At 72.2% G+C, this 25,906-nt stretch carries 27 protein-coding genes and 1 pseudogene; 14 read left to right on the forward strand and 14 right to left on the reverse strand.

Annotated features, from left to right (window positions below; all coding sequences use genetic code 11):
• The first annotated feature begins 203 nt into the window (after window positions 1-203).
• From ABZ234_RS24190 to ABZ234_RS24205, 4 genes are all read left to right on the forward strand, one after another.
• Window positions 204-1,154, forward strand: a complete 951-nt coding sequence (locus tag ABZ234_RS24190; protein WP_267949922.1) for a ring-cleaving dioxygenase — start codon at window positions 204-206, stop codon at window positions 1,152-1,154.
• Window positions 1,151-1,783 carry an alpha/beta hydrolase gene (locus ABZ234_RS24195; RefSeq protein ID WP_355013546.1) on the forward strand — a complete coding sequence of 211 codons (633 nt, stop codon included), beginning with the start codon at window positions 1,151-1,153 and terminating at the stop codon, window positions 1,781-1,783. Before ABZ234_RS24190 ends, ABZ234_RS24195 begins: the two co-directional genes overlap by 4 nt.
• A 218-nt stretch (window positions 1,784-2,001) precedes the next feature.
• Entirely contained in the window at window positions 2,002-2,769 is a 768-nt protein-coding gene (locus ABZ234_RS24200; RefSeq protein WP_344180525.1) for a TSUP family transporter, read from the forward strand.
• Between the two features lie 37 nt (window positions 2,770-2,806).
• On the forward strand, window positions 2,807-3,100 hold the full coding sequence (locus tag ABZ234_RS24205; RefSeq protein WP_355013567.1) for a LysR substrate-binding domain-containing protein: 294 nt from the start codon (window positions 2,807-2,809) through the stop codon (window positions 3,098-3,100).
• A 24-nt stretch (window positions 3,101-3,124) separates the two neighbouring features.
• Here ABZ234_RS24205 and ABZ234_RS24210 read toward each other — a convergent pair whose 3' ends face one another.
• Window positions 3,125-4,132 (reverse strand): ABC transporter substrate-binding protein, encoded by a 1,008-nt coding sequence (locus ABZ234_RS24210; protein ID WP_355013547.1) that lies wholly within the window; start codon window positions 4,130-4,132, stop codon window positions 3,125-3,127.
• A 141-nt stretch (window positions 4,133-4,273) separates the two neighbouring features.
• On the opposite strand from ABZ234_RS24210, the gene ABZ234_RS24215 reads away from it, so the two are divergent.
• The 3 genes from ABZ234_RS24215 to ABZ234_RS24225 are packed head-to-tail and all read left to right on the forward strand — an operon-like array spanning window position 4,274 to window position 7,231.
• A complete protein-coding gene (locus ABZ234_RS24215; protein ID WP_355013548.1) occupies window positions 4,274-5,308 on the forward strand; it encodes an iron chelate uptake ABC transporter family permease subunit in 1,035 nt (344 codons plus the stop codon).
• Complete coding sequence (locus tag ABZ234_RS24220) at window positions 5,305-6,396, forward strand: iron chelate uptake ABC transporter family permease subunit (RefSeq protein WP_355013549.1); 1,092 nt, start codon at window positions 5,305-5,307, stop codon at window positions 6,394-6,396. The genes ABZ234_RS24215 and ABZ234_RS24220 overlap by 4 nt, the downstream gene beginning before the upstream one ends.
• Before the next feature lie 19 nt (window positions 6,397-6,415).
• Window positions 6,416-7,231 carry an ABC transporter ATP-binding protein gene (locus tag ABZ234_RS24225; protein ID WP_267949929.1) on the forward strand — a complete coding sequence of 272 codons (816 nt, stop codon included), beginning with the start codon at window positions 6,416-6,418 and terminating at the stop codon, window positions 7,229-7,231.
• Window positions 7,232-7,445: 214 nt separating this feature from the next.
• Here ABZ234_RS24225 and ABZ234_RS24230 read toward each other — a convergent pair whose 3' ends face one another.
• From ABZ234_RS24230 to ABZ234_RS24245, 4 genes are read right to left on the reverse strand one after another with little or no spacing between them, the layout of a single operon-like run.
• Window positions 7,446-8,021, reverse strand: coding sequence for an ATP/GTP-binding protein (locus ABZ234_RS24230; RefSeq protein ID WP_267950376.1), 576 nt, complete (start codon window positions 8,019-8,021; stop codon window positions 7,446-7,448).
• A 55-nt stretch (window positions 8,022-8,076) separates the two neighbouring features.
• Window positions 8,077-8,457: a DUF742 domain-containing protein gene (locus tag ABZ234_RS24235; RefSeq protein ID WP_267949930.1), complete on the reverse strand. Its 381-nt coding sequence runs from the start codon at window positions 8,455-8,457 to the stop codon at window positions 8,077-8,079.
• A 57-nt stretch (window positions 8,458-8,514) separates the two neighbouring features.
• Complete coding sequence (locus ABZ234_RS24240) at window positions 8,515-8,979, reverse strand: roadblock/LC7 domain-containing protein (protein WP_267949931.1); 465 nt, start codon at window positions 8,977-8,979, stop codon at window positions 8,515-8,517.
• Window positions 8,979-11,297 carry a nitrate- and nitrite sensing domain-containing protein gene (locus tag ABZ234_RS24245; protein WP_355013550.1) on the reverse strand — a complete coding sequence of 773 codons (2,319 nt, stop codon included), beginning with the start codon at window positions 11,295-11,297 and terminating at the stop codon, window positions 8,979-8,981. The genes ABZ234_RS24240 and ABZ234_RS24245 overlap by 1 nt, the downstream gene beginning before the upstream one ends.
• A gap of 488 nt (window positions 11,298-11,785) precedes the next feature.
• Here ABZ234_RS24245 and ABZ234_RS24250 point away from each other — a divergent pair, with 488 nt between their 5' ends.
• From ABZ234_RS24250 to ABZ234_RS24260, 3 genes are all read left to right on the forward strand, one after another.
• Window positions 11,786-12,070: a 4a-hydroxytetrahydrobiopterin dehydratase gene (locus ABZ234_RS24250; protein ID WP_330159508.1), complete on the forward strand. Its 285-nt coding sequence runs from the start codon at window positions 11,786-11,788 to the stop codon at window positions 12,068-12,070.
• Window positions 12,071-12,141: 71 nt separating this feature from the next.
• A complete protein-coding gene (locus ABZ234_RS24255) occupies window positions 12,142-12,474 on the forward strand; it encodes a VOC family protein (RefSeq protein ID WP_355013551.1) in 333 nt (110 codons plus the stop codon).
• Between the two features lie 23 nt (window positions 12,475-12,497).
• A complete protein-coding gene (locus ABZ234_RS24260; protein ID WP_355013552.1) occupies window positions 12,498-12,998 on the forward strand; it encodes an NUDIX domain-containing protein in 501 nt (166 codons plus the stop codon).
• Between the two features lie 35 nt (window positions 12,999-13,033).
• On the opposite strand, the gene ABZ234_RS24265 is transcribed toward ABZ234_RS24260, so the two are convergent.
• Window positions 13,034-13,441, reverse strand: coding sequence for a hypothetical protein (locus ABZ234_RS24265; protein ID WP_355013553.1), 408 nt, complete (start codon window positions 13,439-13,441; stop codon window positions 13,034-13,036).
• Between the two features lie 178 nt (window positions 13,442-13,619).
• On the opposite strand from ABZ234_RS24265, the pseudogene ABZ234_RS24270 reads away from it, so the two are divergent.
• The 3 genes and pseudogenes from ABZ234_RS24270 to ABZ234_RS24280 all read left to right on the forward strand — a co-directional run.
• A pseudogene (locus ABZ234_RS24270) lies at window positions 13,620-14,015 on the forward strand (Tn3 family transposase); the annotation flags it as partial.
• Window positions 14,016-14,274: 259 nt separating this feature from the next.
• Window positions 14,275-15,189 (forward strand): SDR family oxidoreductase, encoded by a 915-nt coding sequence (locus tag ABZ234_RS24275; protein ID WP_355013554.1) that lies wholly within the window; start codon window positions 14,275-14,277, stop codon window positions 15,187-15,189.
• Window positions 15,190-15,777 (forward strand): hypothetical protein, encoded by a 588-nt coding sequence (locus ABZ234_RS24280; protein ID WP_355013555.1) that lies wholly within the window; start codon window positions 15,190-15,192, stop codon window positions 15,775-15,777.
• Between the two features lie 311 nt (window positions 15,778-16,088).
• Here the strand turns inward: ABZ234_RS24280 and ABZ234_RS24285 are convergent, their stop codons facing one another.
• The gene (locus ABZ234_RS24285) at window positions 16,089-17,132 is read right to left on the reverse strand and encodes a tyrosine-type recombinase/integrase (RefSeq protein WP_355013556.1); all 1,044 of its coding nucleotides are present in this window, start codon (window positions 17,130-17,132) and stop codon (window positions 16,089-16,091) included.
• Between the two features lie 180 nt (window positions 17,133-17,312).
• Entirely contained in the window at window positions 17,313-18,935 is a 1,623-nt protein-coding gene (locus ABZ234_RS24290; protein ID WP_355013557.1) for an AMP-binding protein, read from the reverse strand.
• 119 nt (window positions 18,936-19,054) lie between these two features.
• Between ABZ234_RS24290 and ABZ234_RS24295 the strand changes: the two genes are divergently transcribed.
• Entirely contained in the window at window positions 19,055-20,080 is a 1,026-nt protein-coding gene (locus ABZ234_RS24295; protein WP_355013558.1) for an acyltransferase domain-containing protein, read from the forward strand.
• Between the two features lie 42 nt (window positions 20,081-20,122).
• Here ABZ234_RS24295 and ABZ234_RS24300 read toward each other — a convergent pair whose 3' ends face one another.
• The 6 genes from ABZ234_RS24300 to urtA form a co-directional block, all read right to left on the reverse strand.
• Window positions 20,123-20,950 carry an alpha/beta hydrolase gene (locus ABZ234_RS24300; protein WP_355013559.1) on the reverse strand — a complete coding sequence of 276 codons (828 nt, stop codon included), beginning with the start codon at window positions 20,948-20,950 and terminating at the stop codon, window positions 20,123-20,125.
• Between the two features lie 137 nt (window positions 20,951-21,087).
• Window positions 21,088-21,792 carry an ABC transporter ATP-binding protein gene (locus tag ABZ234_RS24305; RefSeq protein ID WP_267949943.1) on the reverse strand — a complete coding sequence of 235 codons (705 nt, stop codon included), beginning with the start codon at window positions 21,790-21,792 and terminating at the stop codon, window positions 21,088-21,090.
• Window positions 21,789-22,535, reverse strand: coding sequence for an urea ABC transporter ATP-binding protein UrtD (gene urtD, locus ABZ234_RS24310; protein ID WP_330159516.1), 747 nt, complete (start codon window positions 22,533-22,535; stop codon window positions 21,789-21,791). The genes ABZ234_RS24305 and urtD overlap by 4 nt, the downstream gene beginning before the upstream one ends.
• Window positions 22,532-23,662, reverse strand: coding sequence for an urea ABC transporter permease subunit UrtC (gene urtC / locus ABZ234_RS24315; RefSeq protein WP_355013560.1), 1,131 nt, complete (start codon window positions 23,660-23,662; stop codon window positions 22,532-22,534). The genes urtD and urtC overlap by 4 nt, the downstream gene beginning before the upstream one ends.
• Window positions 23,659-24,549: an urea ABC transporter permease subunit UrtB gene (gene urtB, locus ABZ234_RS24320; protein WP_355013561.1), complete on the reverse strand. Its 891-nt coding sequence runs from the start codon at window positions 24,547-24,549 to the stop codon at window positions 23,659-23,661. The genes urtC and urtB overlap by 4 nt, the downstream gene beginning before the upstream one ends.
• 74 nt (window positions 24,550-24,623) lie before the next feature.
• Window positions 24,624-25,841, reverse strand: a complete 1,218-nt coding sequence (urtA, locus tag ABZ234_RS24325; RefSeq protein WP_267949947.1) for an urea ABC transporter substrate-binding protein — start codon at window positions 25,839-25,841, stop codon at window positions 24,624-24,626.
• Between the last annotated feature and the right edge of the window lie 65 nt (window positions 25,842-25,906).

The raw sequence follows: 25,906 nt of genomic DNA on the forward strand, positions 1-25,906 counted from the left end.
GGTCCGCGCTGCACCGCCCGCGTGCGCGGGCCGGGCAACCCGGGCTGCCCGGGCGCCGGTCCGCGGAGGCGCCCGCCCCGTGTCCCTGGGCGTCGGGGGCGCCCCGCCGGGGGAGGGTGGGGGAGACGCATCGGCCGGGTTAGTTTAAAATTCAACTACCTTGGTCCGAGGACACACCGGCGACTTCGACGGAAGGTGACGACATGGACGTGCGCCCCGCGGGAATCCACCATGTGACCGCGATCGCCAGCGATCCGCAGGCCAACGCGGACTTCTACCTCAACGCCCTCGGCATGCGGCTGGTCAAGCGCACGGTCAACTTCGACGCGCCCGAGACCTACCACCTCTACTACGGCGACCGCGCGGGCAACCCCGGCACGATCATGACCTTCTTCCCCTGGCCCGACGCGCCCCGGGGCAGGATCGGCGCGGGCCAGGCCACCACCACGACCCTCTCCGTGCCCGAGGGCTCCCTGGGATGGTGGGCGGAGCACCTGGCCTCCCTGGGCGTGGACGCCACCCGGCCCGCCGAGAGGGGCGAGGAGGACGTGCTCGTGCTGCGCGACCCCGACGGCCTCGCCATCGAGCTCGCCGCCAGTGCCGACGCCCACGACACCGACCCCTGGGACGGGGGAGCGGTGCCCCCCGAGCACGCCGTCCGGGGCATCCGCGCGGTCACCCTCACCGAGCAGGACGTCGAGGGCACCGTGGAGATGCTGAGCGGGCAGCTCGGCTTCCGGCTGGAGGGCGAGGACGGTGACCGGCTCCGCTTCCGCACCGGCGGCTCCGGCGACGGGGTGGGCACCATCGTCGACGTCCTGGCCGCTCCCGGAGCGGAGCGCGGCCTGGTCGCGGCCGGCACCGTCCACCACGTCGCCTACCGCGCCCCCGACGGCGACGTCCAGGAGGCCTGGCGCCGGACCCTGGAGAACGACGGCGTGGGCGTCACCGAGATCCGCGACCGCACCTACTTCACCTCCATCTACTTCCGCGAGCCGGGCGGGGTCCTGCTGGAGATCGCCACCGACGGCCCCGGCTTCGACTACGACGAGCCGCTGCTCGCACTGGGCCGGGAGCTGAGGCTCCCGCCGTGGCTGGAGCCCGGACGCGAGGAGATCGCCCGCCGCCTGCCCGCGCTGGAGGTCCCCCGGTGACGGCGACCCAGGACTTCGTCCACGTCTTCGAGCCCGCCACCCGGCCGGGAGCGCCCACGCTCCTGCTGCTCCACGGCACCGGCGCCGACGAACGCGACCTGCTGCCGCTGGGCCGGGCCCTCTCGCCCGGCGCGGCCCTGCTCTCGCCCCGCGGCCGTGTGAGCGAGAACGGCATGAACCGCTGGTTCCGCCGCCTGCGCGAGGGCGTCTTCGACGTCGACGACGTGGTCGCGCGCAGCGCCGAGCTGGCGGGGTTCGTCACCGCCGCGGCCCGGGACTACGGCCTGGACCCCGACCGGATCGTGGTCAGCGGGTTCTCCAACGGGGCCAACACCGGTGCGGCGCTGCTGCTGCTCCACCCCCGCCTGCTCAGCGGGGCCGCCCTGTTCGCGGCGGGGGCTCCCCTCCAGGGGCGCGAACCCGACCCTGTGGACCTGTCCGGGGTCCGGGTGTTCCTGGGGTCCGGGGCGGCCGACTCCGTCACGACCCCCGACCAGGCGCGGCTGCTGGCCGCCCAGCTCGGCGACAGGGGAGCGGACGTGGAGGCGCGCGAGCACCCGGGGGGACACCGGCTGGACCCGGACGTGCTGGCGCAGGCCCGCGACTGGTTCGACCGCTCCCGGTTCTGACCGGGACAGCAGACCGCGGCGGCGCCCCCTGATCCCGGGCGCCGCCGCCCCTTCCCCCCACTACGAATCTACGTAGTAAAGGAGGGACTTGTGTAAGGGGTTCACGGTAGTCGACCGCCCCGAATGCACCGGTACGGGCTGGATAAACTCACCGGGTTCCCGCTCTCCCTCATTGAAAAGAACCCATGATCACCTCTCTCCCCGAACGCGTGCGGTAGATGGACCCCGAGATCCTCGCCCTGGTCATGGGGGTCGCCGTCGCCGCCGGCTGGGTGGACGCCGTCGTCGGGGGAGGCGGCCTCCTCCTGCTGCCCGCCCTCCTCGTCGCCGCGCCCACCACCCCCCTGGCCACCCTGCTGGGCACCAACAAGCTCGGCGCCGTCTTCGGCACCGTCTCCGCCGCCATCGCCTACTCCCGCAAGGTCGCCGTCGACCGCCGCGTCGTCCTGCCCACCGCCGCGCTCGCCCTCCTCGGATCCGGGGTCGGCGCCGCCATGGCCGCCGCTCTCACCGCCGAGGTCCTCAAACCCGTCATCATGGTCGTCCTGGCCGGGGTCGCCCTGCTGGTCTACTTCCGCCCCGCCATGGGAGCCACCCCCGACCCGCGCCTGCGCACACGCAACCGGCTGCTGGCCGTCACCGCCCTGGCCGGGGTCGGCGTCAGCCTCTACGACGGCCTCATCGGCCCCGGCACCGGCGTCTTCCTCATCATCGCCTTCACCGCCGTCGTCGGCATGGACTTCGTCTCCGCCTCCGCCTCGGCCAAGATCGTCAACGTGTGCACCAACCTCGGCGCGCTCACCGTGTTCGCCTTCGGCGGCCACGTCGACTGGCTCCTGGGGCTGAGCCTGGCCGTCTGCACCATCATCGGCGCCCAGATCGGCGCGCGTATGGCGCTGCGGCGCGGCTCCGGGTTCGTGCGCGCCGTCCTGCTCGTCGTCGTCCTGGCCCTGCTCCTGCGCATGGCCTGGGACCTCCTCGCCTAGGGCGTCCGACCCCGAGCGCGTCGACCGGTACCACCCGCTGCACGCGGCCTGCTCGGCCGCCGGGTTCTCGCCCCGCGTGGCCCACCACGCCAAGGAACGGGTGGCCGTCACGGCCCTGGTCGCCCGCGGATTCGGCGTGTGCCTGCTGCCCCGCCTGGCGCCCGTCCCGCCCGAGCACGCGGTCAGGCGCCTCCCCCTGGCGGGGGCGCCGGCGCCCCCGCGGCGCCTGGTCGCCTGCGTGCGCCGGGGCAGCGGCGGCCGGCCCGCCGTCGCACGGGGCCCGGAGGCCCTGCACCGGGCCGCCCGGGAGACGTCCCCCGGGACCGGATGAGCCCTCCGCGCCGGGGCGGCGGCCTCACAGGGCGGGCTCGGCCTCCCCGGTCAGGGCCGCCCTGACGTCCTCCACGATCCGCAGCGCCGCGTAGTGGTTGGCCGCGCCCCAGTGGTCGTGGTCCACCCGGTACACGGCCTCCTCGCGCACGGCGTCCAGGTTCGACCACACCCCCTCGGAGAAGGTCCGCGGCGCGTCGGGGTACCCGGACCCGGCCATGACGAAGACGGCGTCCCCGTCCGCCCGGTCCAGGTTCTCGTAGCTCTGCGCGATGTAGTCGGTCGGGCCCTCGCCCTCCAGCTGCCCCTCCGGGCGGGCGAACCCCAGGTCGTCCACGACCTGCCCGGGAAAGGACTCCGCCGTCTCCAGGCGTATCTCGCTCCCGCTCTGCAACCGCACCAGCGACAGCTCGGTCGCGGCGGGGTCCACGCCGGCCGCCTCGATGTCCCCGCGGGCGGAGGCCACCGCCTCCTCGTACGCCTCCAGGGCCCGCCCCGCCTCCTCCGAGGCGTCCAGGACCCCGGCCACCTCGTCCAGGTGCCCGCGCCAGGACCCGGTGCCCTCCCACTCCAGCAGCACCGTCGGCGCGATCGCCTCCAGGCTCTCCAGCATGTCCGCCTGCGCGCCCACCGGGGTGCTGACGCCGATGATCAGGTCCGGTGCGGCGTTGGCGAGCTCCTCGACGTCGACGTCCTCCTCGGAGGGGGAGTTGGTCACCAGGGCGTGCCCGCCGCCGTCCGCGCCCTCGGGCAGGAACGGCGCCAGCCCCTGGTCCTCCCCGCCGGGCGTGCCCATGGTCGCGACCACGTCGTGGCCCAGAAGCGTGACCGCCGCCAGCGTGGGGCGCCACAGCACGGCGATCCTGCGCGGTGTGGCGGGGATCTCCACGGACCCGTTGGCCGCCTCCACTGTGCGGGTGCCGCCCTCCGGTTCCTCCGGCGCCGGGGGCTGCGGGGAGCACCCGCAGGCCAGGAGCGAGCCCAGGGCGGCTACTGTGACCAGGGTGCGTGCGGTGCGCGGGAGCGAAACCATGAGGGGCCCTTCCGTGCGAACAGGATGAAGGTAAGGCTAACCTGTCCCCTGGGCTTTTCGGTTCCGCGAACCACGCCCCGCCGGGCCGCGCCCGACAGGGCGGCCCCACCCACCACCCACGCCACAACGAACGGGGAAGCCGTGGCCCTGCGCGCGCCCACCCTCACGCGCCCCACCCTCACCAGGCGTGTCCTTCGACCCACGGGTCTGCTCCTGGCCCTCGGCGTCCTCGCCGTGTGCGCCCTGCTCAGCGTCACCGTCGGAGCCAAACCCATCCCCGTCGCCGACGTCTGGGCCGCCCTGGCCGCCTACGACGGCAGCTACGACCACGACGTCATCCGCAGCCTGCGCGTGCCCCGCACGGTCATCGGCATCTTCGTCGGCGCCGCGCTGGGCCTGGCCGGCGCCCTCATGCAGGCCCTGACCCGCAACCCCCTCGCCGAACCCGGCCTCCTGGGCATCAACTCCGGGGCCGCCGCCGCCGTCGTCATCGCCGTCTTCGCGTTCGGCGCCGGCGGGGCGGCGTTCGTGTGGCCCGCGTTCATCGGCGCCGCCGTGGCGGCCGTGGCCGTCTACGCCCTGGGATCGCGCGGGCGCGCCAGCGCCACCCCGGTCCGCCTGGCGCTGGCCGGCACCGCGGTCGCGGTCGTGCTCCAGGGGATCGTCTACGGGGTGATCGTCCTCAACGACTTCGTCTTCGACCGGATCCGCTTCTGGCAGGTGGGCTCCCTCGCCGGACGCGACCTCGACGTCTTCTGGCAGGTGGCCCCCTTCCTTGTCGCCGGGGTGGTCCTGACCCTGTGCCTGGGCCCCTCCCTCAACGCGGTCGCCCTGGGCGACGACCTCGCGGCCACCCTCGGCGCCAGGATCCCCCTGATCCGCGCAGCCACGGCCCTGGCCGTGGTCCTGCTGTGCGGGGCGGCCACCGCCTCGGCGGGGCCCATCTGGTTCGTGGGCCTGATCATCCCCCACGCCGCGCGCATGATCACCGGCCCCGACCAGCGGTGGCTACTGCCCTACGCCGCCGTCCTGGGCGCGATCCTGCTCACCGCGGCGGACGTGGTCGGCCGCGTCGTCCTGCCCCACTCCGAACTGGAGGTCGGCATCATCACCGCTTTCGTCGGGGCGCCCCTGTTCATCGCCCTGGTCCGCAGCAGAAGGATGGCCCAGCTGTGAGCAAGACCCTGGCGCCGCCGCGCCCCACCCCGACCGGCCGCGCCACCCCGCGCGGCGCCCTGGCCGTGCGCCTGTTCGGCGAACGGCTCTCCCTGCTGGTGCGCCCGCGCACCGTGGCCGTGTGCCTGACCCTGGTCCTGGTCGGCGTCCTCGCGCTGGCCGTGACGGTCACGGTGGGGGACTACGAGATCTCCCTGGCGGCCGTGCCCGGCGCGATCCTGGGCTACGGCGAACGCCTCGACGTCTTCTTCGTCCAGGGCGTGCGCCTGCCCCGCGCGCTGACCGCGATCGGCGTGGGCGCGGCCCTGGGCATCGCGGGCGCGGTCTTCCAGAGCCTGTCGCGCAACGCCCTGGGCAGCCCCGACATCATCGGCTTCACGTCCGGGGCCGCCACCGGCGCCGTCCTGGTCATCCTGGTCCTGGGCGCCGGCCGTCTGGCGGTGTCCCTGGGGGCCATCGCCGGGGGGCTGCTCACCGCCGCGATCGTCTACCTCCTGGCCATGAAGAACGGCGTGCAGGGGTACCGGCTGGTCCTGGTGGGCATCGGCGTGTCCGCGATGCTCGGGTCGGTCCGCGACTACCTGTTGACCCGCGCCGAGCTCACCGACGCCCTGGGCGCCCAGATCTGGATGATCGGCAGCCTCAACTCGCGCGGCTGGGCCGAGGTCGCCGCCGTGTGGATCTCCCTGGCGGTCCTGGCCCCCGTGCTCCTGGCCCTGGGGCAGCGGCTGCGCTTCATGGAGCTGGGCGACGACACGGCCCAGGGTCTCGGGGTGCCCATCCGCTCCACCCAGATCTGGGCCCTGGCGGCCGCCAGCGCGCTGACCGGCGCCGCCATCGCGGTGGCGGGCCCCATCGGCTTCGTGGCCCTGGCCGCGCCCCAGATCGCCCGGCGCCTGACCCGCGCCGGCGGGACCACCCTGGTGGGCTCCGCGCTCACGGGAGCGGCCCTGCTGGCGGTCGCGGACCTGGTGGCGCTGCGCGCCCTGGCCCCCACCCAGCTTCCCGTGGGCGTGGTCACCGCCGTCATCGGCGGGAGCTACCTGATCTGGCTGCTGTACACCGAATGGCGCGGCGGACGTGCCTGAGCGAGACCGAGAGAGAACGATGACCACTCCAGCCGACACCGGTTCCCGCCTCAACGGCCGGGACCTCACCCTCGCCTACGAGCAGCGCGTCATCTCCCAGAACCTGGCCGTGTCGATCCCCGACAACTCCTTCACGGTGATCGTGGGCCCCAACGCGTGCGGCAAGTCCACCCTGCTGCGGGCCCTGTCGCGCACGCTCAAGCCCGCGCACGGGCACGTCCACCTGGACGGGCAGGTCATCGGCTCCTACCCGGCCAAGGAGGTCGCGCGCCGCCTGGGGCTGCTCCCGCAGACCTCCATCGCCCCCGACGGCATCGGGGTCGCCGACCTGGTGGCCCGGGGCAGGTTCCCGCACCAGGGGTTCCTGCGCCAGTGGTCGGCCCAGGACGAGGCGGTGGTGGCCGAGGCCATGGACGCCACCGGCGTCACCGCCCTGGCCGACCGGTCGGTGGACGAGCTCTCCGGGGGGCAGCGCCAGCGCGTGTGGCTGGCGATGGTCCTGGCCCAGCAGACCCCGCTGCTGCTGCTGGACGAGCCCACCACCTACCTGGACATCGCCCACCAGATGGACATGCTCGACCTGTGCGCCGACCTGCACGCCGAGCGCGGCTACACGCTGGTGGCCGTCCTGCACGACCTCAACCACGCGTGCCGCTACGCGAGCCACCTGATCGTGATGAAGGAGGGCGCCATCGTCGCCGAGGGCGATCCGGCGAAGGTGGTCACCGCCGAGCTCGTGGAGGAGGTGTTCGGGCTCCCGGTGCGGATCATCCCCGACCCCGAGACCGGCACGCCGATGATCGTGCCCGTGGACCGCCGGGGCGCGGCCCGGTAGCGGCGCCCGCCCGGGGCGGGCCCGCGGGGGAGGCCGGGGCCTTCCCCACGGCGGGGCCCGGGGTCGAGCCGATGACCACGTCCGCGTGCACCTGCCCCCCCGGGGCCCGTACGGCGGACGGCCCTCCCGGGAGGCCGCCGGCAGCCCCTCGCGCGCGCCCGGGCCGCGGGCCCGCCCGGCCGGCGCGCCCGTCACGGCCCGGGCCGGGCCTCCTTCAGGCCCCCGACAGCTCCAACCGCAGCACCAGCGACACCAGCTCCACCACCACCTCCTTGACCGACTCCCGGTCCCGCGCGTCGCACAGCAGCAACGGCACACGCTCCTCCAGGTCCAACGCCACCCGCACGTCGTCGGCCCGGTGCGTGCGGTGCCCGTCGAAGCAGTTCACCGCCACCACGAACGGCACCCCGCGCGACTCGAAGAAGTCGATCGCGTCGAAGGAGTCCGCCAGCCGGCGCGTGTCGGCCAGCACCACCGCGCCCAGAGCGCCCTCGACCAGCTCCTCCCACATGAACGAGAACCGGCGCTGCCCGGGGGTCCCGAACAGGTACACCACCGTCGACTCGTCCAAGGTGATGCGTCCGAAGTCGAGCGCCACCGTCGTCGTGGTCTTGCCCTCCACGCCCTCCAGGTCGTCCACTCCCACGCTCTCGGAGGTCATGACCTCCTCGGTGTGCAGCGCCTCCACCTCGCTCAACGCCGACACCAAGGTGGTCTTGCCGGCCCCGAAACCCCCGGCCACCACGATCTTCAGGGTGTCGGGGACAGGCCCTGCCCCCTCGGCCTCCATCACGACCAACGCCCCATCCACCCCATCCGGCCTCTCAGGCCCATCCGTTCCACCCTCACAACTCCCGGATACGGTCCAGTACCGCGCGCAGCGTCGCCGCGTCGGGCCTGTTCCGCTCCCAGTCCGAGGTATGCACCATCACGTACCCCTGGTCCAACAGGTCGGCCAGCAGGATCCTGGTCACGCCCAGGGGAAAACCCGACCGCGAGGCCACCTCCGCCACCGAGAGCGGACGCGCGCACAGCGACAGGATCAGCTCCAGCTCCGGGTCCACTTCCGGCGGCGCCCCCGACGGGACCGCCACCACCTGCGACGTCATGGAGAAGTCCGAGCGCGAGGGCCGTGTCCGCCCACCCGTCAGCGAGTAGGGCCGGATCAGGCTCGACTCGAACGACCATTCCCGGGGGAACTCCTCGCCAGGCGGCACCGCGCTCACTCCCACTCCTCCTCGACGGCACGGGCCGTGCGCCGTCGCGGCGCACCGGCCCCCGCCTCACGACCTCCCGTGCCCGCGGCGGGGCAGCGCCGACAGGTGCGGCCCCACCTGGCGCACGAGGCGGTTCACCTCGAACGCGGCCTGGCCCATGTCGCACGTGGACTCGGCCACCACGGCCAACGAGGCGCCCCGGCCCGCGGCCAGCACGAAGAAGAAGACGTTGTCCATCTCCACGACGGTCTGACGCACCTCCGAGGCCCCCAGTTGCGAACGCGCCCCCCGGGCCAGGCTGGCGAACCCCGACGCGATCGCCGCGAGCCTCTCCCCCTCCTCCCGGACCAGCCCCGGGGAGGAGGACAGCAGGAGGCCGTCCGCGGACAGCAGCAGGGCGTCGCGCGCACCGGCCACCCTGTCCACCAGGTCGCCCAGCAGCCAGTCCAGGGTCCTGGCCGGGGACTCCCCGCCCACCTCTTCTCCACCGGTGACCCGGTCTCCCGCCGTAGTGCCCGCCGACATCGACATCACCCTTCCGACCTCTCACCGGGGCGCGCACCGCGCGCGCCACCCTCACCCAGTTCCTCGGACTCCGCGCGCCCGCGCAGGGTCCCGGACTGGAAGGCACTCATCATGGACCGGATGTCCGACAGCGAACGCTGCCCGCCCGTGTCCTGCGCCGCCGCGGGCGCCTCCTGGGGGGGCGCCACGTGCTTGCGCCGGCGCCGTGGCAGCCCCATGTAGGTGTCCTCCGCCCCGTCCCCGGCGCCGCCGGCGGCCCCCTCGCCGGCCGGGGCGCCCCGGTCCTGCGGCTCGGAGGGGGCGGGGGCCGCCGCGACCTCGGTGAGCACCCCGCGGGGCTCCGCGGCCGGGTCGGCCGTTCCGGCGCCGGGGACGGGTCGCCGGTGCGGCCCGGTGGCCTGCAGCGGCGAGGGGCCGTCCCCGGGCGCGGCCAGGGCCCGGCGGGGGATGGACACCACGGCCCGGGTCCCCCCGTGGGGGGAGTCCCGCAGCGTCACCTCGAAGTCGTGCCGGGCCGCGATCGTGGCGACCACGAACAGGCCCAGGTGCGAGTCCTCGCGCATGCGGGCCAGGTCGAACCGGGGCGGGTCGGCCAGCAGCACGTTCGCCGAGTCCAGCTGGGCGTCGGTCATGCCCAGTCCGCGGTCCTCCACCTCCAGGACGTGGCGGCCGCGGTCGTCCTCGCGGCCCCGGACCGTCACCTCCGTCCCCGGGGGGGAGAAGGAGGTCGCGTTCTCCAGCAGTTCGGCGAGCAGCCGGACGGTGTCGGTCCCCACGTCGCCGCGCAGCGCGACCGCGGGCAGCGCCAGGATGCGCACCCGCGCGTAGTCCTCGATCTCGCTGGCGGCGGCCCGCACCGCCTCGTGCAGCCGCACCGGGCCCAGTCCGCGGCGCACGGGGGTGTCCCCGCTCAGCAGCATGAGGTTCTCGGCGTTGCGCCGCAGCTGGGTGCTGAAGTGGTCGATGCGGAACAGCGCCTCCAGCACCTCGGGGTCGGTCTCGCCCCGTTCCAGGGTGTCCAGCAGCCCCAGCTGGCGGTGGACGAGTGACTGCGTGCGGCGTGCGATGTTGCGGAACATGGCGCGCACCCCGGCTCGGACCTGGGCCTCCTCCACGGCGGCGGCGACCGCGGCCCGCTGGGCGTCGTTGAACGCCTCGGCCATCCGGCCGATCTCGTCGCGCACCCGCACGCGCAGTTCGGGGACCTCGGCGTCCACGTCCACGCTGCCGCCCGCGCGCAGGCGGGCGGTCACCTCGGGCAGGCGCACCTGCGCGTGTTCCAGGGTGAGGACCCGCAGGTGCTGGAGCCGGCGTCCCAGGCGCTGGGTGCCGCCCACGGCCACCGCGGAGGAGGCCAGCGCCGCCACGAGGGCGGGCACGCTGATGAGCAGGGCGCTGTTGCGCAGTTCGGCGGACTGGGTGTGGCTGAAGGCGACGACCTGCTCGGTGCGGGCCTCCTCCACACCGCGCATGCGCAGGTCCACGGCCTCGGCGGCGCCGCGCCAGGCGGTGGCGTTGACCGGGACGGTGTTCTCGCCCCGGACGGGCATGCTGATGATGCTCTCCTGGAGCTGGTAGACGCTCTGCAGGGCGGAGTAGGACTCCAGGAGGAGGTAGTGCTGACTGTCCTGGTCGTTGAGTTCGGCGCCCACCCGGCCCCAGGTGTAGCGCTGGGCCCCGGCGGCGGCGGCGAACTCGGCGTGGGCCTCGGCGGGGAAGGCGTTGGTGGCGACCGCGTGGGCCAGGACGGCGTCCTGCTGGTTGAGGAGTTCGCGGGTGCGGGCCAGGGAGGTCAGGGAGCGCAGGTGGGGGACCTGGGCGGAGTCGGCGCGCTCGACCTGGGCGTCCCACACGCGCAGTCCGCTCTCGATGATCTCGGTGTAGGCGGTGGCGGCCTCCTCCAGGGTGCGTTCGCCGGGGGAGAGGGCGTCGACCCTCTGGCGGTGGGCCTCGAGCCGGTTGAGGGAGCGCTGGAAGTTCAGGGCCTGTTCGGGCAGGTCGTCCTCGTCGAAGGCGCGCAGGCGCAGGCGGAGGGCTTCGACGGCCTCGGTGGTCTCCTGCCGGGTGGTCCGCAGGCGGTGGGCGGTGCGCTCGGTGCCGTTGGCGGAGTCCATGGTGGCGCGCCGTTCGCGCTGGAGTTCGCCGATGACCGTGATGACGGGGGTGGCGACCTGCTCGGTGAGGGCGGCGGTGGTGCGCAGTTCGCGGATGTCGGTGACCAGGACGGCGGTGAAGGCAGCCCACAGGAGCAGCAGCGCGGTGCTGGGGATCAGGACCAGCGTGATCATGCGGGCGCGAAGCGACCGGCGCTTCTCGTGGGGCATGGGCTCGCTTCCGGGGGAGAGGCGGGCGTGGCTGGGAAGCGTCCGCCGGGGTGGGGGAGGGCCGGGGTTTCCCAGAGTGAACCGCTCCGCGGGGGATTACGCAAGCCTGAAAGGGCTGAAAAGGCTGATGAGAGGGTGTGTGAGAGCATCTTCGCAGGTCAGGGCGTGGGCCTCAGCTTGATAACGCGAAACGGACAAAAAATCTACGACGTAAAGATAGGCACTTCTCTCAAAAATCAGACAAACAGAACAAAGGGGCGGCTTCGCCGCACTGAATACCAGAAATCACTTCCGTAGCGAGAGCTCTGTGTGAACAGGGGCTCTCCGAGGGGTACGTAGCCTCCTGCGAACACATCCGTGTGTACCCGGGGCGACCGGGCGTTCACCCAACGGCGCCGGAAACGGTACGCGGGACGGCCGGGACCGACCGTCCCGCGTACCGGGCGCAGCAGACCGTCCGCCGTGCGCGGGCAGGGGAGAGGATCCGCATGAAGCTCACCGAGGACCAGGTCCGTGACGGCCTGACCAGGCTCACCGGCTGGGAGCTGGACCCCGACGCACCCGTCATCCGCCGGACGGTGCGCCTGTCCGGCTTCCCGGCGGCCGTCTCCCTGGTCAACGAGATCGCCCAGGCCGCCGAGCAGGTGGACCACCACCCCGACATCGACATCCGCTACGACACGCTGCACCTGGCGCTGAGCACCCACTCCGAGGGCGCCCTCACCGACAAGGACATGGCCCTGGCCGCGCGCATCGACGAGCTCGTGCCCTGAGCGCCTCCCGGCGCCGCGGTGGTGCGGGGCCGCTCCTGGCGGCGGGGGAGGGGAGTCCCTAGGATCTCGGCATGGCCCTTGACCTGTACGCGGGAATCCCCGTCACCGACCACCAGGCCGCCCCTGCGTGGTACGAGCGCCTGTTCGGCTCGCCGCCCGTGTACGGGGACGGTGAGACGGAGGCGGTGTGGGAGTCGGCCGGGCGCCGGGGCGTGTTCGTGGAGGCCTGTCCCGAACGTGCGGGCCGTGCGATGAGCACGGTGTTCGTCGACGGCTCGGAGGCCGGGGTCGCCGGGGTCGGCATCGCGTCGGCGGGGCGCGGGGCCTGCCCGGGCGGGGTGCGCGAGGCGGTGTTCCGGGGTCCGGAGGGCGCCGGGTTCCCGTTCGGCGGGGCTTCGCGGTGAGTGCTTCCGAGGGGTTCTCGCGTGTGAAGATCCGTGTCGGGGCGCTGGTGTTCTGCGGTGAGGAGGTCGCGCTGATCCGCAGGGACCGGCCCGGTTCCGTGCACTACACGCCTCCGGGCGGGAACGTCGAGCCCGGTGAGGACCTGCTGGTCGCGCTGTGGCGCGAGCTGGGCGAGGAGCTGTGGCTCGGGGAGGGGCAGGCGGGGGCGCCGGAGCTGTTGTGGGTGGTGGATCAGCGGGTGACGCGTCCGGGGCCCACGCCCTCTCCGCGCAAGCTGCACCTGTTGTACCGGTTGCATGTGAGTGAGGCGGTGCGGGAGGTGTTGGCGGTGGAGGAGTACGACGAGCAGCGGGACGGCGGTTTCGAGGTGGGTGTGGTGGAGTGGGTGGATTTTCGGGCGGCCGGGGCGCTGCCGTTGTTCCCGCCGGTGGGTGCGGCGTTGGCGGCGTTGCCGTCTCCGCGTGCGGTGGTGGCCGACGCGGGGTGGGGTGCTGTGACCGATGACGACTATGTGTGGGTGTGATGCCGTGTAGCCAGGGGTCGTGCCGGTGCTCCTCCTCAGGGCGAGTTCGCGTCGTATGACCACAGGAGTGCTATGTCCGGTTTCATGCGTAGCCATAGCGTCGCCGCCGGGGCGTCGTCGGGAAAGTCGACGCGGAGGAACTCGCGGCCACCTGTTCGTTCCACCCCGACCGTTCGCACGCCGACGAGGTTCAGGTCGAACAGTCCGGTGCCGTCGCTCTCGGCGCGTAGCCGCAGGCGGACAACCTCGTATCCCGGTTCGATGTCCATCGCGATCTCATGGCCGGACCGAGTGGTCTTGAAGGTCACCGACGTGTACGGCCACAGTTCGCGCCAGCCGTACTCGTACCCGGTCGCCTTCTCGTCCTCGGCATACCGATAGATCGGCTCGTCCTCGAAGAGCCAGATCAAGTCGTCGTAGTCGGGCATCGGCTCCATCACCATGTGCAGATGATGGCATCCGGCTCCTTTGGCCGGTCCGCTGCGGGGCCTCTCGTCCGCCGGCGCGGCCCCCGGGGCGCCGGGGGCCGGCGGGTGGCTGTTCTCGGTGGCGCGGGCCGGGTGGGGGTGAACCAAGTAAGCCCGAGAGGGGCAATGCCACCCCTGAGCCCGTCGTGAACCACTGGAGGCCTTCTGCGGCGAGGTCGGCCTGCCCGCCACCGCGGCGGGGTTCGTGGAGGACCTGCGCAACCGGCATCTGGACGCCTCCCGGGCCTTGGAGGTGGGCTATGCCGACAACGCCGACCTGTTCATCGACGACGGGGCGCCCCGGTTGAAGAAGCGCCGCGGCCCCGGCTCGGCTCAGGCGGTGGAGAGGCTGGCCGCGGCGATCGAGACCGGCCTGCCCGAGTGCTCCCTGCTGGGGATCGTGGGGCGCACCGCGCACTGGCTGGGCTGGCACCACCGGTTCGGGGCCGCCTCGGGCTCGGACCCCGAGCTCAAGGACCCGCTGGGCCGCTACGCGCTGGCGGTCTTCACCGGCGGTATCAACATCGGTCCCACCGAGGCCGCCCGCCACATGGGGGCGAACCAGGATCGAGGCCGCCGCAGCCGCTGGACAACGGCCCTCCTCCTCGCCGGCACCACGGCATCCAGGCCTCTCTACCACCTGTCCCGAGCCCCGACCCCACTCCATCTCGACCGCCCTTTCCGAGCGGTCGCACCTCTTGCAGGTCGAGGTAGACCATGACGACGCGTCCGCACTGTGCACACGGGAAGATCTCACTCTGAGCGTTCCGAATGGCAATATAAACGTTCGTTTGGTTATAATCGCCCACATGAGTATCACGCCTCCCCTCAGTGGCCGGGTCGCCCTCGTCGCCGGTGCCACTCGCGGCTGTGGCCGCGCGATCGCTGTCGAGCTCGGAGCGCTCGGAGCCACCGTCTACGGCAGCGGCCGCAGTACTCGCGACGGGCGCTCGGAGATGGACCGGCCGGAGACGATCGAAGAGACCGCGGAACTGGTCGACGCCGCCGGTGGGACCGGGATCCCCGTCCGCTGCGACCATTCCCAGAGTGCCGATGTCGCGGCGTTGACGGACCGGATCCGCGCCGAGCACGGCCGCTTGGACGTGCTCGTCAACGACGTCTGGGGCGGCGACCCGTACACGCGCTGGGTCAAGGGTGTGTGGGAACATCCGCTTGAGGACACGCTGCGGATCGTGCGCAACGGGATCGAGACGCATCTGATCACCGCGCACTACGCGCTGCCGTTGCTGATCGAGGCCGGAGACGGGCTGGTCGTGGAGGTCGGCGACGGCAAGGCCGGCGTCCCGTTCCGTGGCGTCGTCGCTTATGACCACGTCAAGGAGGCGGTCGTGCGGCTCGGCTTCTCGCTGGCGGCCGAGTTGCGCCCGTACGGTGCGACCGCGCTGTCGGTGACCCCCGGTTTCCTGCGCTCTGAGGCCATGCTCGAACACTTCGGCGTCACCGAGGCCACCTGGCGCGACGCTGCCGATGCCCACGGCGGCTACTTCCGCTACTCAGAGACCCCCCACCTGCTCGGCCGTGGGATCGCGGCCCTCGCCGCCGACCCCGACCGGGCCCGCTTCGCCGGGCAATGCCTCGGCTCGTGGGAGCTCATGCACACCTACGGCTTCTCCGACGTCGACGGAGAGTACCCGGACTGGGGTGTAGTCGACGCGGAGGCGCGTTTGGCCGACGCCGAGGCCGCGCAACCCTCCGTCGAATAGATGCCACGTCCGCGCACTGTCTCCGACGAGGACGTCCTGGACGGCGTTCTCGCGCTCGCCCATCGTGTCGGCCCAGCCAAGCTCACACTCGCCGCGGCGGCTCGCGAGGTCGGCCTCGCTCCCGCCACGCTGGTCCAGCGTTATGGCACCAAGCGTAAGCTGCTGCTCGCCGCGGACCGCCGCGGTGTGGAGCGGTGGGTTCTCCCGGTTGAGAAGGCCGAGCACCCTTCGCCGCTGGACCGGGTCGTCGAGGGCCTGGTCGGCGCGGTGGACCCGGACATGACCCCGGAGGGGGTTGCGAACTCGGTGGCGATGCTCCAGCTGGACCTCGTCGAACCCGACTTCCACGCGGAGACCCTGCGTGGCGCGCGCCGGCTACGCGCGGCACTCGAGCGCCACCTGCAGGCAGCGGTAACCGAGGGTGAGCTCCGTGACAGCACCGACGTCATTGCCCTGGCCAAGCTTCTCGAGACGGCCTATCACGGCGCGATGATCGGCTGGGCACTGCATCGCGAGGGATCCCTCGCAGCCTGGATGCGCGAGCAGCTCGAAGCGGTCCTCAAGGCCAGCCGTGTTCCGTCGCCTTGAGGACCGCATCTGCGCGGTCGACGGTTAGGCGTTTGCCCTGGTGATTTCCGGTTTGGCCGGTTTGTGATCGCTGTCGGAGCCTTTGCGGGTCTTGAGCCCTGGACCTGATGGAAGCCCCGGGTGCCGGTCGGGTTCTTGTCCGATGAGCAGGCGGCAGCGTTCGCGTCGTTCCAGAGGCCGCCGCGTCGCGGGGAGCTGAGGAGGTGCAACCGAACAGCGCCGGCCATCGCATCCGGGCGGTGCCCAAGGGCCTCGTCGGGCGGTTGCCCCTTTGGGCCTTACCCGGTGTGCCCCCGGGTGGGGGCGGGGGGTCAGAGTCCGACTTTGCGGATGGGGTTGTCGCGCCAGGCGTCGGCGGGGCGGATGTAGGTGTCGACGGCGGTGGAGGCTTCGGACCATCGGCCCTGGCGGGCGATCCAGGCGCGGGGGGCGCCGGCGGCGGCTGCGGCGGTGGCGGGTCCGGAGCGCAGGGAGTGGGCGGTGACGTTCTCGATGCCGGCCTTGTCCGCGAGGCGTTTGACCACGAGGTTGATCCCGGCTCCGGACATGCGGCCTGTTCCGCGTCCGGCCGAATCGGCGGTTCCGGCCGCTCGTCCGTGGCGGTCGATCGAGCGCAGCAGCGGTCCTTCGGTGACCCCGGCGTCGGCCAGGGCTGCGAGGTAGGCGGTGGTGGTGCGTACCGGGCAGGTGAGCAGGTGTGTGCCGTAGGGGATGGCGACCGTGGTGCCGGCGGAGTCCTTGTCGGTCTTGGAGGTGGCCACGAATACTTCGAGGCCTTCGGGGACCTGGCGCAGGTCGGTGGTGTTCAGGGCGGCGAGTTCGGAGCGGCGGGCCATCATGGCGTAGCCGAGCAGGAGGAGTGTGCGGTCGCGCAGGCCTGTCAGGCCTTCTTGGGCGGCGTCGAGCATCTGTCGGAGTTCTTCGACGGAGAGTGCCGGCGCCTGTTTGCGGCGGCCTCCGGCTGCGGCCCATTCGCGGCGGTAGGAGCGCAGGACGAGGCGGGCGGCCTTGGTGGAGACGGCGTGTCCGGCGGCGGCGTGGCGGGAGGCGATGGCGCCCAGGGCCCGGTCGACGGTGGTGGGGGCGGCTTGGGTGGTGGTGAGGTGGTCGGTGTAGGAGGCGAGGGTTTCGGCGGTGGCGGGGAGGGGGGTGCGGGAGGTGTGTGAGCACCAGGTGGTGAAGGTGTGCCAGTCGCGGGCGTAGCCGGTGCGGGTGGAGGCGGCCCATCCGTCCGCCACGCGTGCGGCTGCGGATGCGGTCAGTGCGGTGTCGGGGAGGGCGGGTGTGTGGTGGTTGCGGAGGGCGATTGCCTGGGTCGGGTCGTCGGTGGGGTGGGGGGTCGGCTGGGCTGTCACGGGGGCTCCGGGGGTGGGGTGGACGCCTGTTTTTTGAGTTTCGATAAGTCAAGTTATCAAAAGTGAGGGTTGGGGGGTGTCTGGGGTGGTTTGGGGGTGGGGGTCTGTGTGGGTTCGCGGTGGTTCTCGGGGGGCGTGCACGCCGGGCGGCCCGGTCCTGTGCCGGGCCGCCCGGCGGGGTCATCGCAGGCGTGAGCGGCGCATCTTGCCGGAGGCGGTGCGGGGGAGTTCGTCGACGAAGTCGACGACCTGGGGTGCGGCGTGGGTGGCGAAGCGGGTGCGTACCCATTCCTTGAGGTCGTCGGCCAGGCGCGGGGTGGCGGTGTGCCCGGGGGCGGGGACGATGCGGGCGCCGATGAGCTGTCCGGCGATTTCGTCGGGGATGGAGTAGACGCCGCACTCCTCGACGGCGGGGTGGTCGTTGAGGACGGCCTCGACCTCGGTGGGGCCGATGCGGTAGCCGTGGGTGCGGATGGCGCCGTCGTCGCGGGTGGAGAAGAAGATCTGGCCGTCGCGGTCCTGGATGCCGGTGTCGCCGGTGAGGTAGTGGGCGTGGTCGGGGGTGAAGCGGACCTGGGAGGCGGCCTCGTTGTCGAGGTAGCCGTCGAACCAGGCGAGGGGGCTGTTGGCGAGGTCGATGGCGATGCGGCCGTAGGTGCCCAGGGGGGCGGGGTCGTCGGAGACGGCTTCGAGGACCTGGATGTTCCAGCCGGGCAGGGCGGGGCCGATGGCGCCGGGGACGAGGGGGGTGGCGGGGTCGGGGGTGTCGCCGTTGGGGACGCCGATGCACCAGCCGAGTTCGGTCTGGCCGTAGTGGTCGCGTACGGGGACGCCGAAGACGTCGGCGACCCAGTCGATGACGTCGGGGGCCAGGGGTTCGCCGGCGCTGGTGAGGCGTTGGACCATGACTTCGGGGGGCAGGGTCTTGGTGGCGGCGCGCAGGGTGCGGTAGGTGGTGGGGTCGGCGGCGAGGTTGGTGACGCCGTACAGGCCCAGGACGTCGAGGGTGAGTTCGGGGTCGAAGAATCCCGCGCGCAGGGCGAGGGAGCCGTGTCCGGCCAGGAGGGGGGAGATGAGGCCGTGGTAGAGGCCGTAGGCGGAGCCGGGGTCGGCGGTGTTCCAGTAGACGTCGTCGTCGCGGACGCCGAGGCCGTAGTGGTGGTAGGCGTGCATGGCGGTCAGGGCGCGGGCGGGGACGGGGACGCCGCGGGGCGGGCCGACGTTGGCGGAGACGTAGAGGATGGCGAGGGTGCCGTGGCCGCCGATGGGGGTGTCGGTGACGGTGGGGGTGGTGGTGTGTTGGGTGAGGGTGGTGAGGGTGTGGTCGCCGGGGCGTAGGGGGTGGGTGCCGGTGGTGGCGATGTCCCAGGTGGGGGTGGTGTGGGGGGTGGGGTCGAGTTTGGTGCGGTATTCGTCGTCGCAGACGACCAGGCGTGCGCGGGAGTTGGTGAGGCGTTCGTTGATGGCGGAGGGGGCGAAGGAGGAGAGGAGGGGGACCAGGACGGCGCCCAGGCGCCAGACGGCGAGGGCGGTGACGGTGAGGTCGGTGCCTTTGGGCAGGAGGGTGGCGACGCGGTCGCCGGTGGTGATGCCGAGGTCGGCGAGTCCGGTGGCCAGGGCGCGGGAGCGGTGGGCGAGTTCGCCGTAGGTGAGGGTGGTGGCGGTGAGGGTGGGGCCGATTTCTGTGGTGGCGACGGTGTGGGGGTCGTGGCGGTCGCAGAGGAGGTGGGCCACCGATGTGGTGGGTGTGTCGTAGGTGGCGAGCCAGTCGCGTACGTGGTGCGCCGGGTCGGGCACGGGCATCGGTGGTCTTCCTCGGTTTCGGTGGGTTTGTTGGTATCGCCGGGTTACGTCAACCCTATGCCCACCTGTGAGCCTGGCCTCACTCGCGCCGGGTGTGGCGGTTCGGCCATGATGTGGGGATGGACAGTGGTGCTGTTGCGGAGCGTTTCGGGCTGGGTGCTGGTGAGCGTGCGTGGTTGGAGGAGGCTGCGCTGTTGCCGGAGCCGGTGAGGGCGCTGGTGGTGCCCTCGGGGGCGCAGGCGGCGCGGGTGTTGGACCTGTTCGCCCTGGAGGCGGTGGACCGGGTCGAGGTGGAGGGGTTGTGGCCGGGGTCGGGCGGGCCGTGGGGGGTGTGGCCGCCGGAGCTGTGGTACGTGGTGGAGTGCATGTACCGGCGGTTGTGCGCCGATGCGGAGCTGGCGGCGGGGCAGTGGCGGGACTGGCCCTCGCTGGTGGGCGTGGAGGATCCGCGGGTGCGGGTGGCGTCGCTGTGGGCGTTCGCGGCGATGGTGGGGGCGCAGTTCGCCTCGCACGGTGCGCGGGGTGTGGAGCGGTCGGTGACGGCGGCCACGCTCGCGGACGTGGGTGTGCAGATGGGGCGTTCGCGGCGGATGTTCGGCCGGTTGTCGCTGGAGACGGCGTCGTGGGTGGCGGCGCAGTTCCGGGGGCGCCTGTTCTGGGTGGGCGGGTTGCAGTTCGAGCCGGCCCTGTTGGGGAACCAGGGCGGGGTGGAGTGGTATGCGCCCGAGGAGGCTCGGGGGCTGGGTCCGGGGATGGGTGTGGGTGATCCGGTGCTGCGGTTGCACATTCCCACGGGCGGGTTGGACCCGGTGGCGGTGCAGGAGGCGCTGGGGCGGGCGCGGGGGTTCGCCCGGGAGTGTTTGGGGATCGATCCGGTGGTGGCCACGTGTACGTCGTGGTTGCTGGATCCGCAGTGGGGCCCGGTGTTGGGGGAGGGGTCCAACATCGTGGGGTTCCAGCGGCGGTTCACGCTGGTGGGTGCGGGTGTGCCGGGGGAGTCGGACGTGTTCCGGTTCGTGTTCGGCATGGCGCGGGTGGATGTGGGGGGTGCGCCGAGGCGGACGCGGTTGGAGCGCGCGGTGGTGGAGCGGTTGGAGTCGGGGGGCTCCTGGCAGGTGCGCACGGGGTGGTTGCGGTTGCCGTAGGGGGCGCTCGGCCCGCGCCGGGGCGCGGGCCGAGCGGGCCTGTCAGCTCTTGAGGAACTCGAGCAGGTCGCGGTTGAACCTCTCCTTGTCGCCGGGGACCAGGGCGATGCCGTGGGAGCCGCCCTCGTACACCTTGAGCGTGGCGTCGGCGATGATCTTCGCGGACTTGCGGCCGGTGGCGTCGATGGGGACGACCTGGTCGTCGTCGCCGTGCACCACCAGGGTGGGGACGTCGAAGCTGCGCAGGTCCTGGGTGAAGTCGGTGTAGCCGAAGGCGTCGACGCATGTGACGCCGGCCTGGATGGACTGGTGCATGGCCATGAACCAGAAGGCGTCCTTGTTGCCCTGGGTGACCTTGTTGCCGGGGCGGTTGGCGCCGAAGAACCCCTCGGCGGTGTCCTTCCAGAACTGGGAGCGTTCGGTGAGGATGCCGTTCTTGATGCCGGTGAGGACGTCCTCGGGGACGCCTTCGGGGTTGGTGTCGGACTTGATCATGATGGGCGGGACGGCGGAGAGCAGGACCGCCTGGCGGACCCTGCGGGTGCCGTGGCGGCCGATGTAGCGGGCGAGTTCGCCGCCTCCCATGGAGTGCGCGACCAGGGTGGCGTCCTGCAGGTCGAGCTGGTTCATGAGGTCGTTCAGGTCGTCGGCGAAGGTGTCGAAGTCGTAGCCGTCCCAGGGCTGGTCGGAGCGGCCGTGCCCGCGCCGGTCGTGGGCGATGCCGCGGAACCCGTTGTCGGCCACCCACTTCATCTGGTCCTCCCACGCGTCGGCGTTGAGCGGCCATCCGTGGATGAACACGACCGGGCGCCCGCTGCCCCAGTCCTTGTAGTGGATCCCGACGTTGTCGCGTGTGGTGATGCGGCCCATGGGTGGTGCCCCCTTTGTGCGTGGTGTCTCGGATGCGGTGCGCCGGGTGGGCGCACCGGTGCCGAGTCGATCACGGCGGGGGCGGGGTGGTGAACCCGCTGGTGGGCAAGGCTGGGGAAAGCCTGGTTTGGGGTTTGTCAGATGGCCATGAGGGCGTGGGCGGTGTCGTCGGTGAGGTCGGCGCGGTCGCCGCTGTGGACGATGCGGCCCGCGTCGATGACGGTGACGGTGTCGGCCAGGCGCAGGGCCAGGTCGAGGTACTGCTCGACGAGCAGGACGGTGATGCCCTGGGCGGCGATGTCGGTGACGGCCTGTTCGATCTCGGCGACGATGGAGGGCTGGATGCCTTCGGTGGGTTCGTCGAGGATGAGCAGGGTGGGGTCGGTGACCAGGGCGCGGGCGATGGCGAGTTGTTGGGCCTGTCCTCCGGACAGGAGTCCGGCGCGGCGGTGCAGGAGGGGTTGGAGGCGGGGGAAGCGGTCCAGGGCGGCGTCGATGAGTTCGGGGCCGCCTCGTCGTGTGGCCCGGTGGGCGAGGTGGAGGTTGTCGGCGACGGTGAGGGGGGCGAAGGTGGCGTGGCCCTGGGGGGCGTAGGCGAGGCCGTTGCGGGTGCGGGTGTGCGGGGGGTGGCGGGTGATGTCGGTGCCGTTGTGGGTGATGGTGCCGGCGGTGGGGGTGAGGAGTCCGGCGATGGTGTTGAGGAGGGTGGTTTTTCCGACGCCGTTGCGGCCCATGACGCAGGCGATGGTGCCGGTGTCGATGGTGAGGTCGATGTCGAACAGGACGCGGGCGCGCCCGTAGCCGGCGTGGAGGCCGTGGATGCTCAGGTGGGGGGTGTTCACGGTCGGGTCTCCTGGGGGGTGCGGCCGAGGTAGACCTCTTGGACGCGGGGGTCGTTCTGGACGGTGGCCAGGTCGCCGTGGGTGAGGATGCGTCCTTCGTGCAGGACGGTGACCTGGCGGGCGTAGCGGCGCAGGAAGTCCATGTCGTGTTCGATGACGACGACGGTGTGGTCGGCGGCGATCTGGGTGAGGAGTTCGCCGGTGCGGGTGCGCTCTGCGGCGCTCATGCCGGCGACGGGTTCGTCCAGGAGGAGGAGCCGGGGGTGTTGGGCCAGGAGCATGGCGATCTCCAGCCATTGGCGTTGGCCGTGGGAGAGGGTGCCGGCGGGGGCGTGGGTGTGGGGGGTCAGGCCGACGCGTTCGAGGAGGTCGGGGACCTCGGGGTGGGGGGTGCGAGGGCGGCGCAGGAGTTGCCAGGGGCGCAGGCGGAAGGACGCGGCCAGGTCGACGTTGTCGGCGACGGTGAGGTGTTCGAAGACGACGCTGGTCTGGAAGGTGCGGCCGATGCCGGCGCGGACGATGTGGTGTTCGCTGCGTTTGTTGAGGGTGTGGCCGTTGAAGGTGATGGTGCCGCTGGTGGGGCGGGTGCGGCCGGTGATGGTGTCGATGAGGGTGGTTTTTCCGGCGCCGTTGGGGCCGATGAGGAAGCGGAGTTCGCCGTGGTCGAGGGTGAGGTCGATGTGGTCCAGGGCGGTGAAGGCGCCGAAGGTGACGGTGAGGTCGCGGATGTCGAGCAGGGTCATGGGGTGCTCCCGGCGGTGGCGGTCTCCTGGGCGGGCGCGGGGGTGCGTGGGCGGCGCAGGGCGGCTCGGGCGGTGTGGGCGAGTCCGGCCAGGCCGTGGGGGGCCAGGGCGATGACGACGACGAACAGGGCGCCCTGGAGGTAGGTCCAGCCTCCGGTGAAGGTTTCGGAGAAGGTGGTCTGGGCGGTGTTCATGATGAGGGCTCCGGCGGCGGCGCCGGCGAGGGAGTGGCGGCCGCCGATGGCCACGGCCAGGACCATCATGATCGAGGGGACGACGCCGATGAGGGTGGGGGAGATGATGCCCATGACGGGGACGAAGAGTGCTCCGGCGGCGCCGGCGGCGGTGGCGGAGAGGGCGTAGGCGAGGGTTTTGGCCCAGGTGGGGTCGTAGCCGAGGTAGCGGACGCGGTCCTCGCCGTCGCGGATGGCGATGAGGAGTCTGCCGTAGCGGCTGTGGGTGAGGTGGCGCAGGAGTAGGTAGGTGGCGGCCAGGGTCAGGACGGTGAGGGTGTAGAGGGTGGTCTGGGCGGTGGGGGTGTAGAGGCTGTGGCCGGCGAAGACGGGGAAGTCGGTGAGTCCGTTGGAGCCGCCGGTGAGGTGTTGTTGGCCGATGAGGAGGATGACGAAGGCGGCGGCCAGGGCCTGGTTGAGGAGGGCGAAGTAGGCGCCGCGTACGCGTTGGCGGAACACGGACCAGCCCAGGAGGGTGGCCAGGGCGGCGGGCAGGAGCAGTGCGGCCGTGACGGCGGCGGCGGGGTGGGTGAGGGCCTGCCAGAACCAGGGGAGTTCGGTGAGCCCGGACCAGGTCATGAACTGGGGGAGTTGGCCGCGGGTGAGGGGGTCGGCGGCGGTGGCGGCCAGGGTCAGGTGGATGGCCATGGCGTAGGCGCCCAGGCCGAAGTAGACGCCGTGGCCGAGGGTGAGCATGCCGCCGCGGCCCCAGGCCAGGGCGATGCCCAGGGCGACGATGGAGTAGCACAGGTACTGGGTGAGGAGGTTGAGGCGGAAGGGTTCGAGGAGGTGGGGGAGGAGCAGCAGGGCGGCGGCGAGCAGGGCGAGGAAGGTGGCGGGGCCGCGCAGGCGGGCCAGGGGTGTGCGCCGCCCGGGCGCGGGGGTGGGGGTCATGTCAGCGCTCTTGTCTTGACGGTGAACAGTCCCTGGGGGCGGGCCTGGAGGAAGGCGATGATGGCGGCGAAGACGAGGAGTTTGGCCAGGGAGGCGTCGGTCCAGGCCTGGGCGGTGGCGTTGAGGATGCCCAGGGCGAAGGCGGCCAGGACGGTGCCGCGGAGCCGGCCCAGGCCGCCGATGACCACGACGAGGAACGCGTCGACGATGTAGTTGGCGCCCAGGGTGGGGCCGGTGGGTCCGATGAGGGTGAGGGCGACCCCGGCGACTCCGGCCAGGCCGGAGCCGATGAAGAAGGTGGTGGCGTCGACCTTGCGGGTGTTGATGCCGCTGATGCCGGCCAGGTCGCGGTTGTGGATGACGGCGCGCATCTGGCGCCCCTGGTGGGTGCGGTGCAGGTAGTGGGCGATGGCCAGGACGCAGACCAGGGCCAGGGCGAGGATGAACAGGCGTGAGTGGTGCAGGCGGATGTCGCCGGGCAGGGTGGTGCCGTCGGTGAGCCAGCCGGGTGCGGGGACGTCGACGTTGGGTGCGCCGAAGGTGTCGCGTGCGGCCTGTTGGAGGATCATGCCGATGCCGAAGGTGAGCAGGAGGGTGTCCAGGGGGCGCCCGTAGAAGTGGCGGATGAGGCCGAGTTCGAGGAGCCAGCCCAGGGTGCCGGTGAGGGTGAAGGCCAGGGGGAGGGCGGCGATGAGGGACCAGGTGGGGTCCAGGCCGGCCCAGGCGTGCAGGACGTAGGCGGTGTAGGCGCCGACCATGATGAATTCGCCGTGGGCCATGTTGATGACGCCCATCTGGCCGAAGGTGAAGTTCAGGCCCAGGGCGGCCAGGAGGAGGACGGCGCCGATGGCCAGTCCGGTGGGGAGTTGGTTGACGAGGGCGTCCACCGCGGCTCCTTGTGGGGTCGGGGGCGGCCGGGGCGGGCCCGCAGGGGTCGGGGCCCGGCCGCCGGGCGGTGGTCTCAGCCGGTGAGGGCGGCGGCCCAGTCGTAGCCTTCGAGGTAGGGGTCGGGGGTGATGGGCTGGGGGGAGGACCAGATCTCGTCGATGAGGCCCTGGTCGTTGACCTGGCCGATGCGGGCCGTCTTGACGACGTGCTGGGTGGCGCCGTCGATGGTGATGGTGCCTTCGGGGGCTTCGAAGGTGGTGCCGTCCAGGGCCTGGCGGACGTCGGCGACCTCGAAGCTGCCGGCTTCCTCGACGGCGGCCCTCCACAGGTGGACGGCGTTGTAGGCGGACTGCATGGGGTCGGAGGTGACCCGTTCTTCGCCGTAGGCGTCGGTGAAGGCCTCGACGAAACCGGTGTTGGTGTCGGTGGGGGTGCTCTGGTAGTAGTTCCAGGCGGTGAGGTGGCCGGTGATGTTGTCGGCCCCGATGCCCTCGATCTCCTCCTCGGCGACGCTGACGCTCAGGACGGGGGTGTCCTGGGCGCTGACCCCGGCCGAGCGCAGCTGTTGGAAGAAGCTGACGTTGGAGTCGCCGTTGAGGGTGTTGAAGACGGCGTCGGGTGCGGTGCGGGCGATGTCGTCGGTGATGGTGGAGTACTCGGTGTGGCCCAGGGGTGTGTACTCCTGGGCGATGACGTCCATGTCGTGGGCCTGGGCGTAGGCGGTGATGATCTGGTTGGCGGTGCGCGGGAAGACGTAGTCGGAGCCGACGAGGTAGAGGCTGGTGTGGCCTTCTTCGCGCAGGTAGTCCAGGGCGGGGATGATCTGCTGGTTGGTGGTGGCGCCGGTGTAGACGATGTTGGGGGAGGCTTCGAGGCCTTCGTACTGGACCGGGTACCACAGCAGGCCGTCGTTGCGTTCGAAGACGGGGAGCATCGCCTTGCGGGAGGCGGAGGTCCAGCCGCCGAAGACGGTGGCGACGCCGTCGGACTGGAGGAGTTTTTGGGCGCGTTCGGCGAAGGTGGCCTCGTCGGAGGCGCCGTCCTCGACGATGGGTTCGATCTGGCGTCCCAGGACGCCGCCGTCGGCGTTGATCTCGTCGATGGCGAGTTGGACGGCGTCGTGGACGGTGACCTCGCTGATGGCCATGGTGCCCGAGAGTGAGTGGAGCAGGCCGACGGTGACGGTGTCGTCGTCGGTTCCGGTTCCGGCGGGGGCGCAGGCGGTGGCGGTCAGGGCCAGGGCGAGTGCGGTGGCGGCCAGGGGTGTTGTGCGCGGGCGGGTGCGTGCCACGTGTGCCCATCTCCTAGGGGGTCGGGGGTGGGGGTGCACCTAGGAGGCTGGTGTCGGGGTGTTTC

The organism is Nocardiopsis sp. NPDC006198, assembly GCF_040613895.1.
GTDB classification, from domain to species: Bacteria; Actinomycetota; Actinomycetes; order Streptosporangiales; family Streptosporangiaceae; genus Nocardiopsis; species Nocardiopsis tropica.

What these genes read in the sequence shown, in the direction of transcription:
- ABZ234_RS24190 (WP_267949922.1), top strand. Translation starts at nt 204, where the DNA reads ATGGACGTGCGCCCCGCGGGAATCCACCATGTGACCGCGATCGCCAGC.
- ABZ234_RS24200 (WP_344180525.1), top strand. Translation starts at nt 2,002, where the DNA reads ATGGACCCCGAGATCCTCGCCCTGGTCATGGGGGTCGCCGTCGCCGCC.
- ABZ234_RS24210 (WP_355013547.1), bottom strand. Translation starts at nt 4,132, where the DNA reads ATGGTTTCGCTCCCGCGCACCGCACGCACCCTGGTCACAGTAGCCGCC.
- ABZ234_RS24225 (WP_267949929.1), top strand. Translation starts at nt 6,416, where the DNA reads ATGACCACTCCAGCCGACACCGGTTCCCGCCTCAACGGCCGGGACCTC.
- ABZ234_RS24230 (WP_267950376.1), bottom strand. Translation starts at nt 8,021, where the DNA reads ATGGAGGCCGAGGGGGCAGGGCCTGTCCCCGACACCCTGAAGATCGTG.
- ABZ234_RS24240 (WP_267949931.1), bottom strand. Translation starts at nt 8,979, where the DNA reads ATGTCGATGTCGGCGGGCACTACGGCGGGAGACCGGGTCACCGGTGGA.
- ABZ234_RS24245 (WP_355013550.1), bottom strand. Translation starts at nt 11,297, where the DNA reads ATGCCCCACGAGAAGCGCCGGTCGCTTCGCGCCCGCATGATCACGCTG.
- ABZ234_RS24250 (WP_330159508.1), top strand. Translation starts at nt 11,786, where the DNA reads ATGAAGCTCACCGAGGACCAGGTCCGTGACGGCCTGACCAGGCTCACC.
- ABZ234_RS24255 (WP_355013551.1), top strand. Translation starts at nt 12,142, where the DNA reads ATGGCCCTTGACCTGTACGCGGGAATCCCCGTCACCGACCACCAGGCC.
- ABZ234_RS24265 (WP_355013553.1), bottom strand. Translation starts at nt 13,441, where the DNA reads ATGGTGATGGAGCCGATGCCCGACTACGACGACTTGATCTGGCTCTTC.
- ABZ234_RS24275 (WP_355013554.1), top strand. Translation starts at nt 14,275, where the DNA reads ATGAGTATCACGCCTCCCCTCAGTGGCCGGGTCGCCCTCGTCGCCGGT.
- ABZ234_RS24280 (WP_355013555.1), top strand. Translation starts at nt 15,190, where the DNA reads ATGCCACGTCCGCGCACTGTCTCCGACGAGGACGTCCTGGACGGCGTT.
- ABZ234_RS24290 (WP_355013557.1), bottom strand. Translation starts at nt 18,935, where the DNA reads ATGCCCGTGCCCGACCCGGCGCACCACGTACGCGACTGGCTCGCCACC.
- ABZ234_RS24295 (WP_355013558.1), top strand. Translation starts at nt 19,055, where the DNA reads ATGGACAGTGGTGCTGTTGCGGAGCGTTTCGGGCTGGGTGCTGGTGAG.
- ABZ234_RS24300 (WP_355013559.1), bottom strand. Translation starts at nt 20,950, where the DNA reads ATGGGCCGCATCACCACACGCGACAACGTCGGGATCCACTACAAGGAC.
- urtD (WP_330159516.1), bottom strand. Translation starts at nt 22,535, where the DNA reads ATGACCCTGCTCGACATCCGCGACCTCACCGTCACCTTCGGCGCCTTC.
- urtC (WP_355013560.1), bottom strand. Translation starts at nt 23,662, where the DNA reads ATGACCCCCACCCCCGCGCCCGGGCGGCGCACACCCCTGGCCCGCCTG.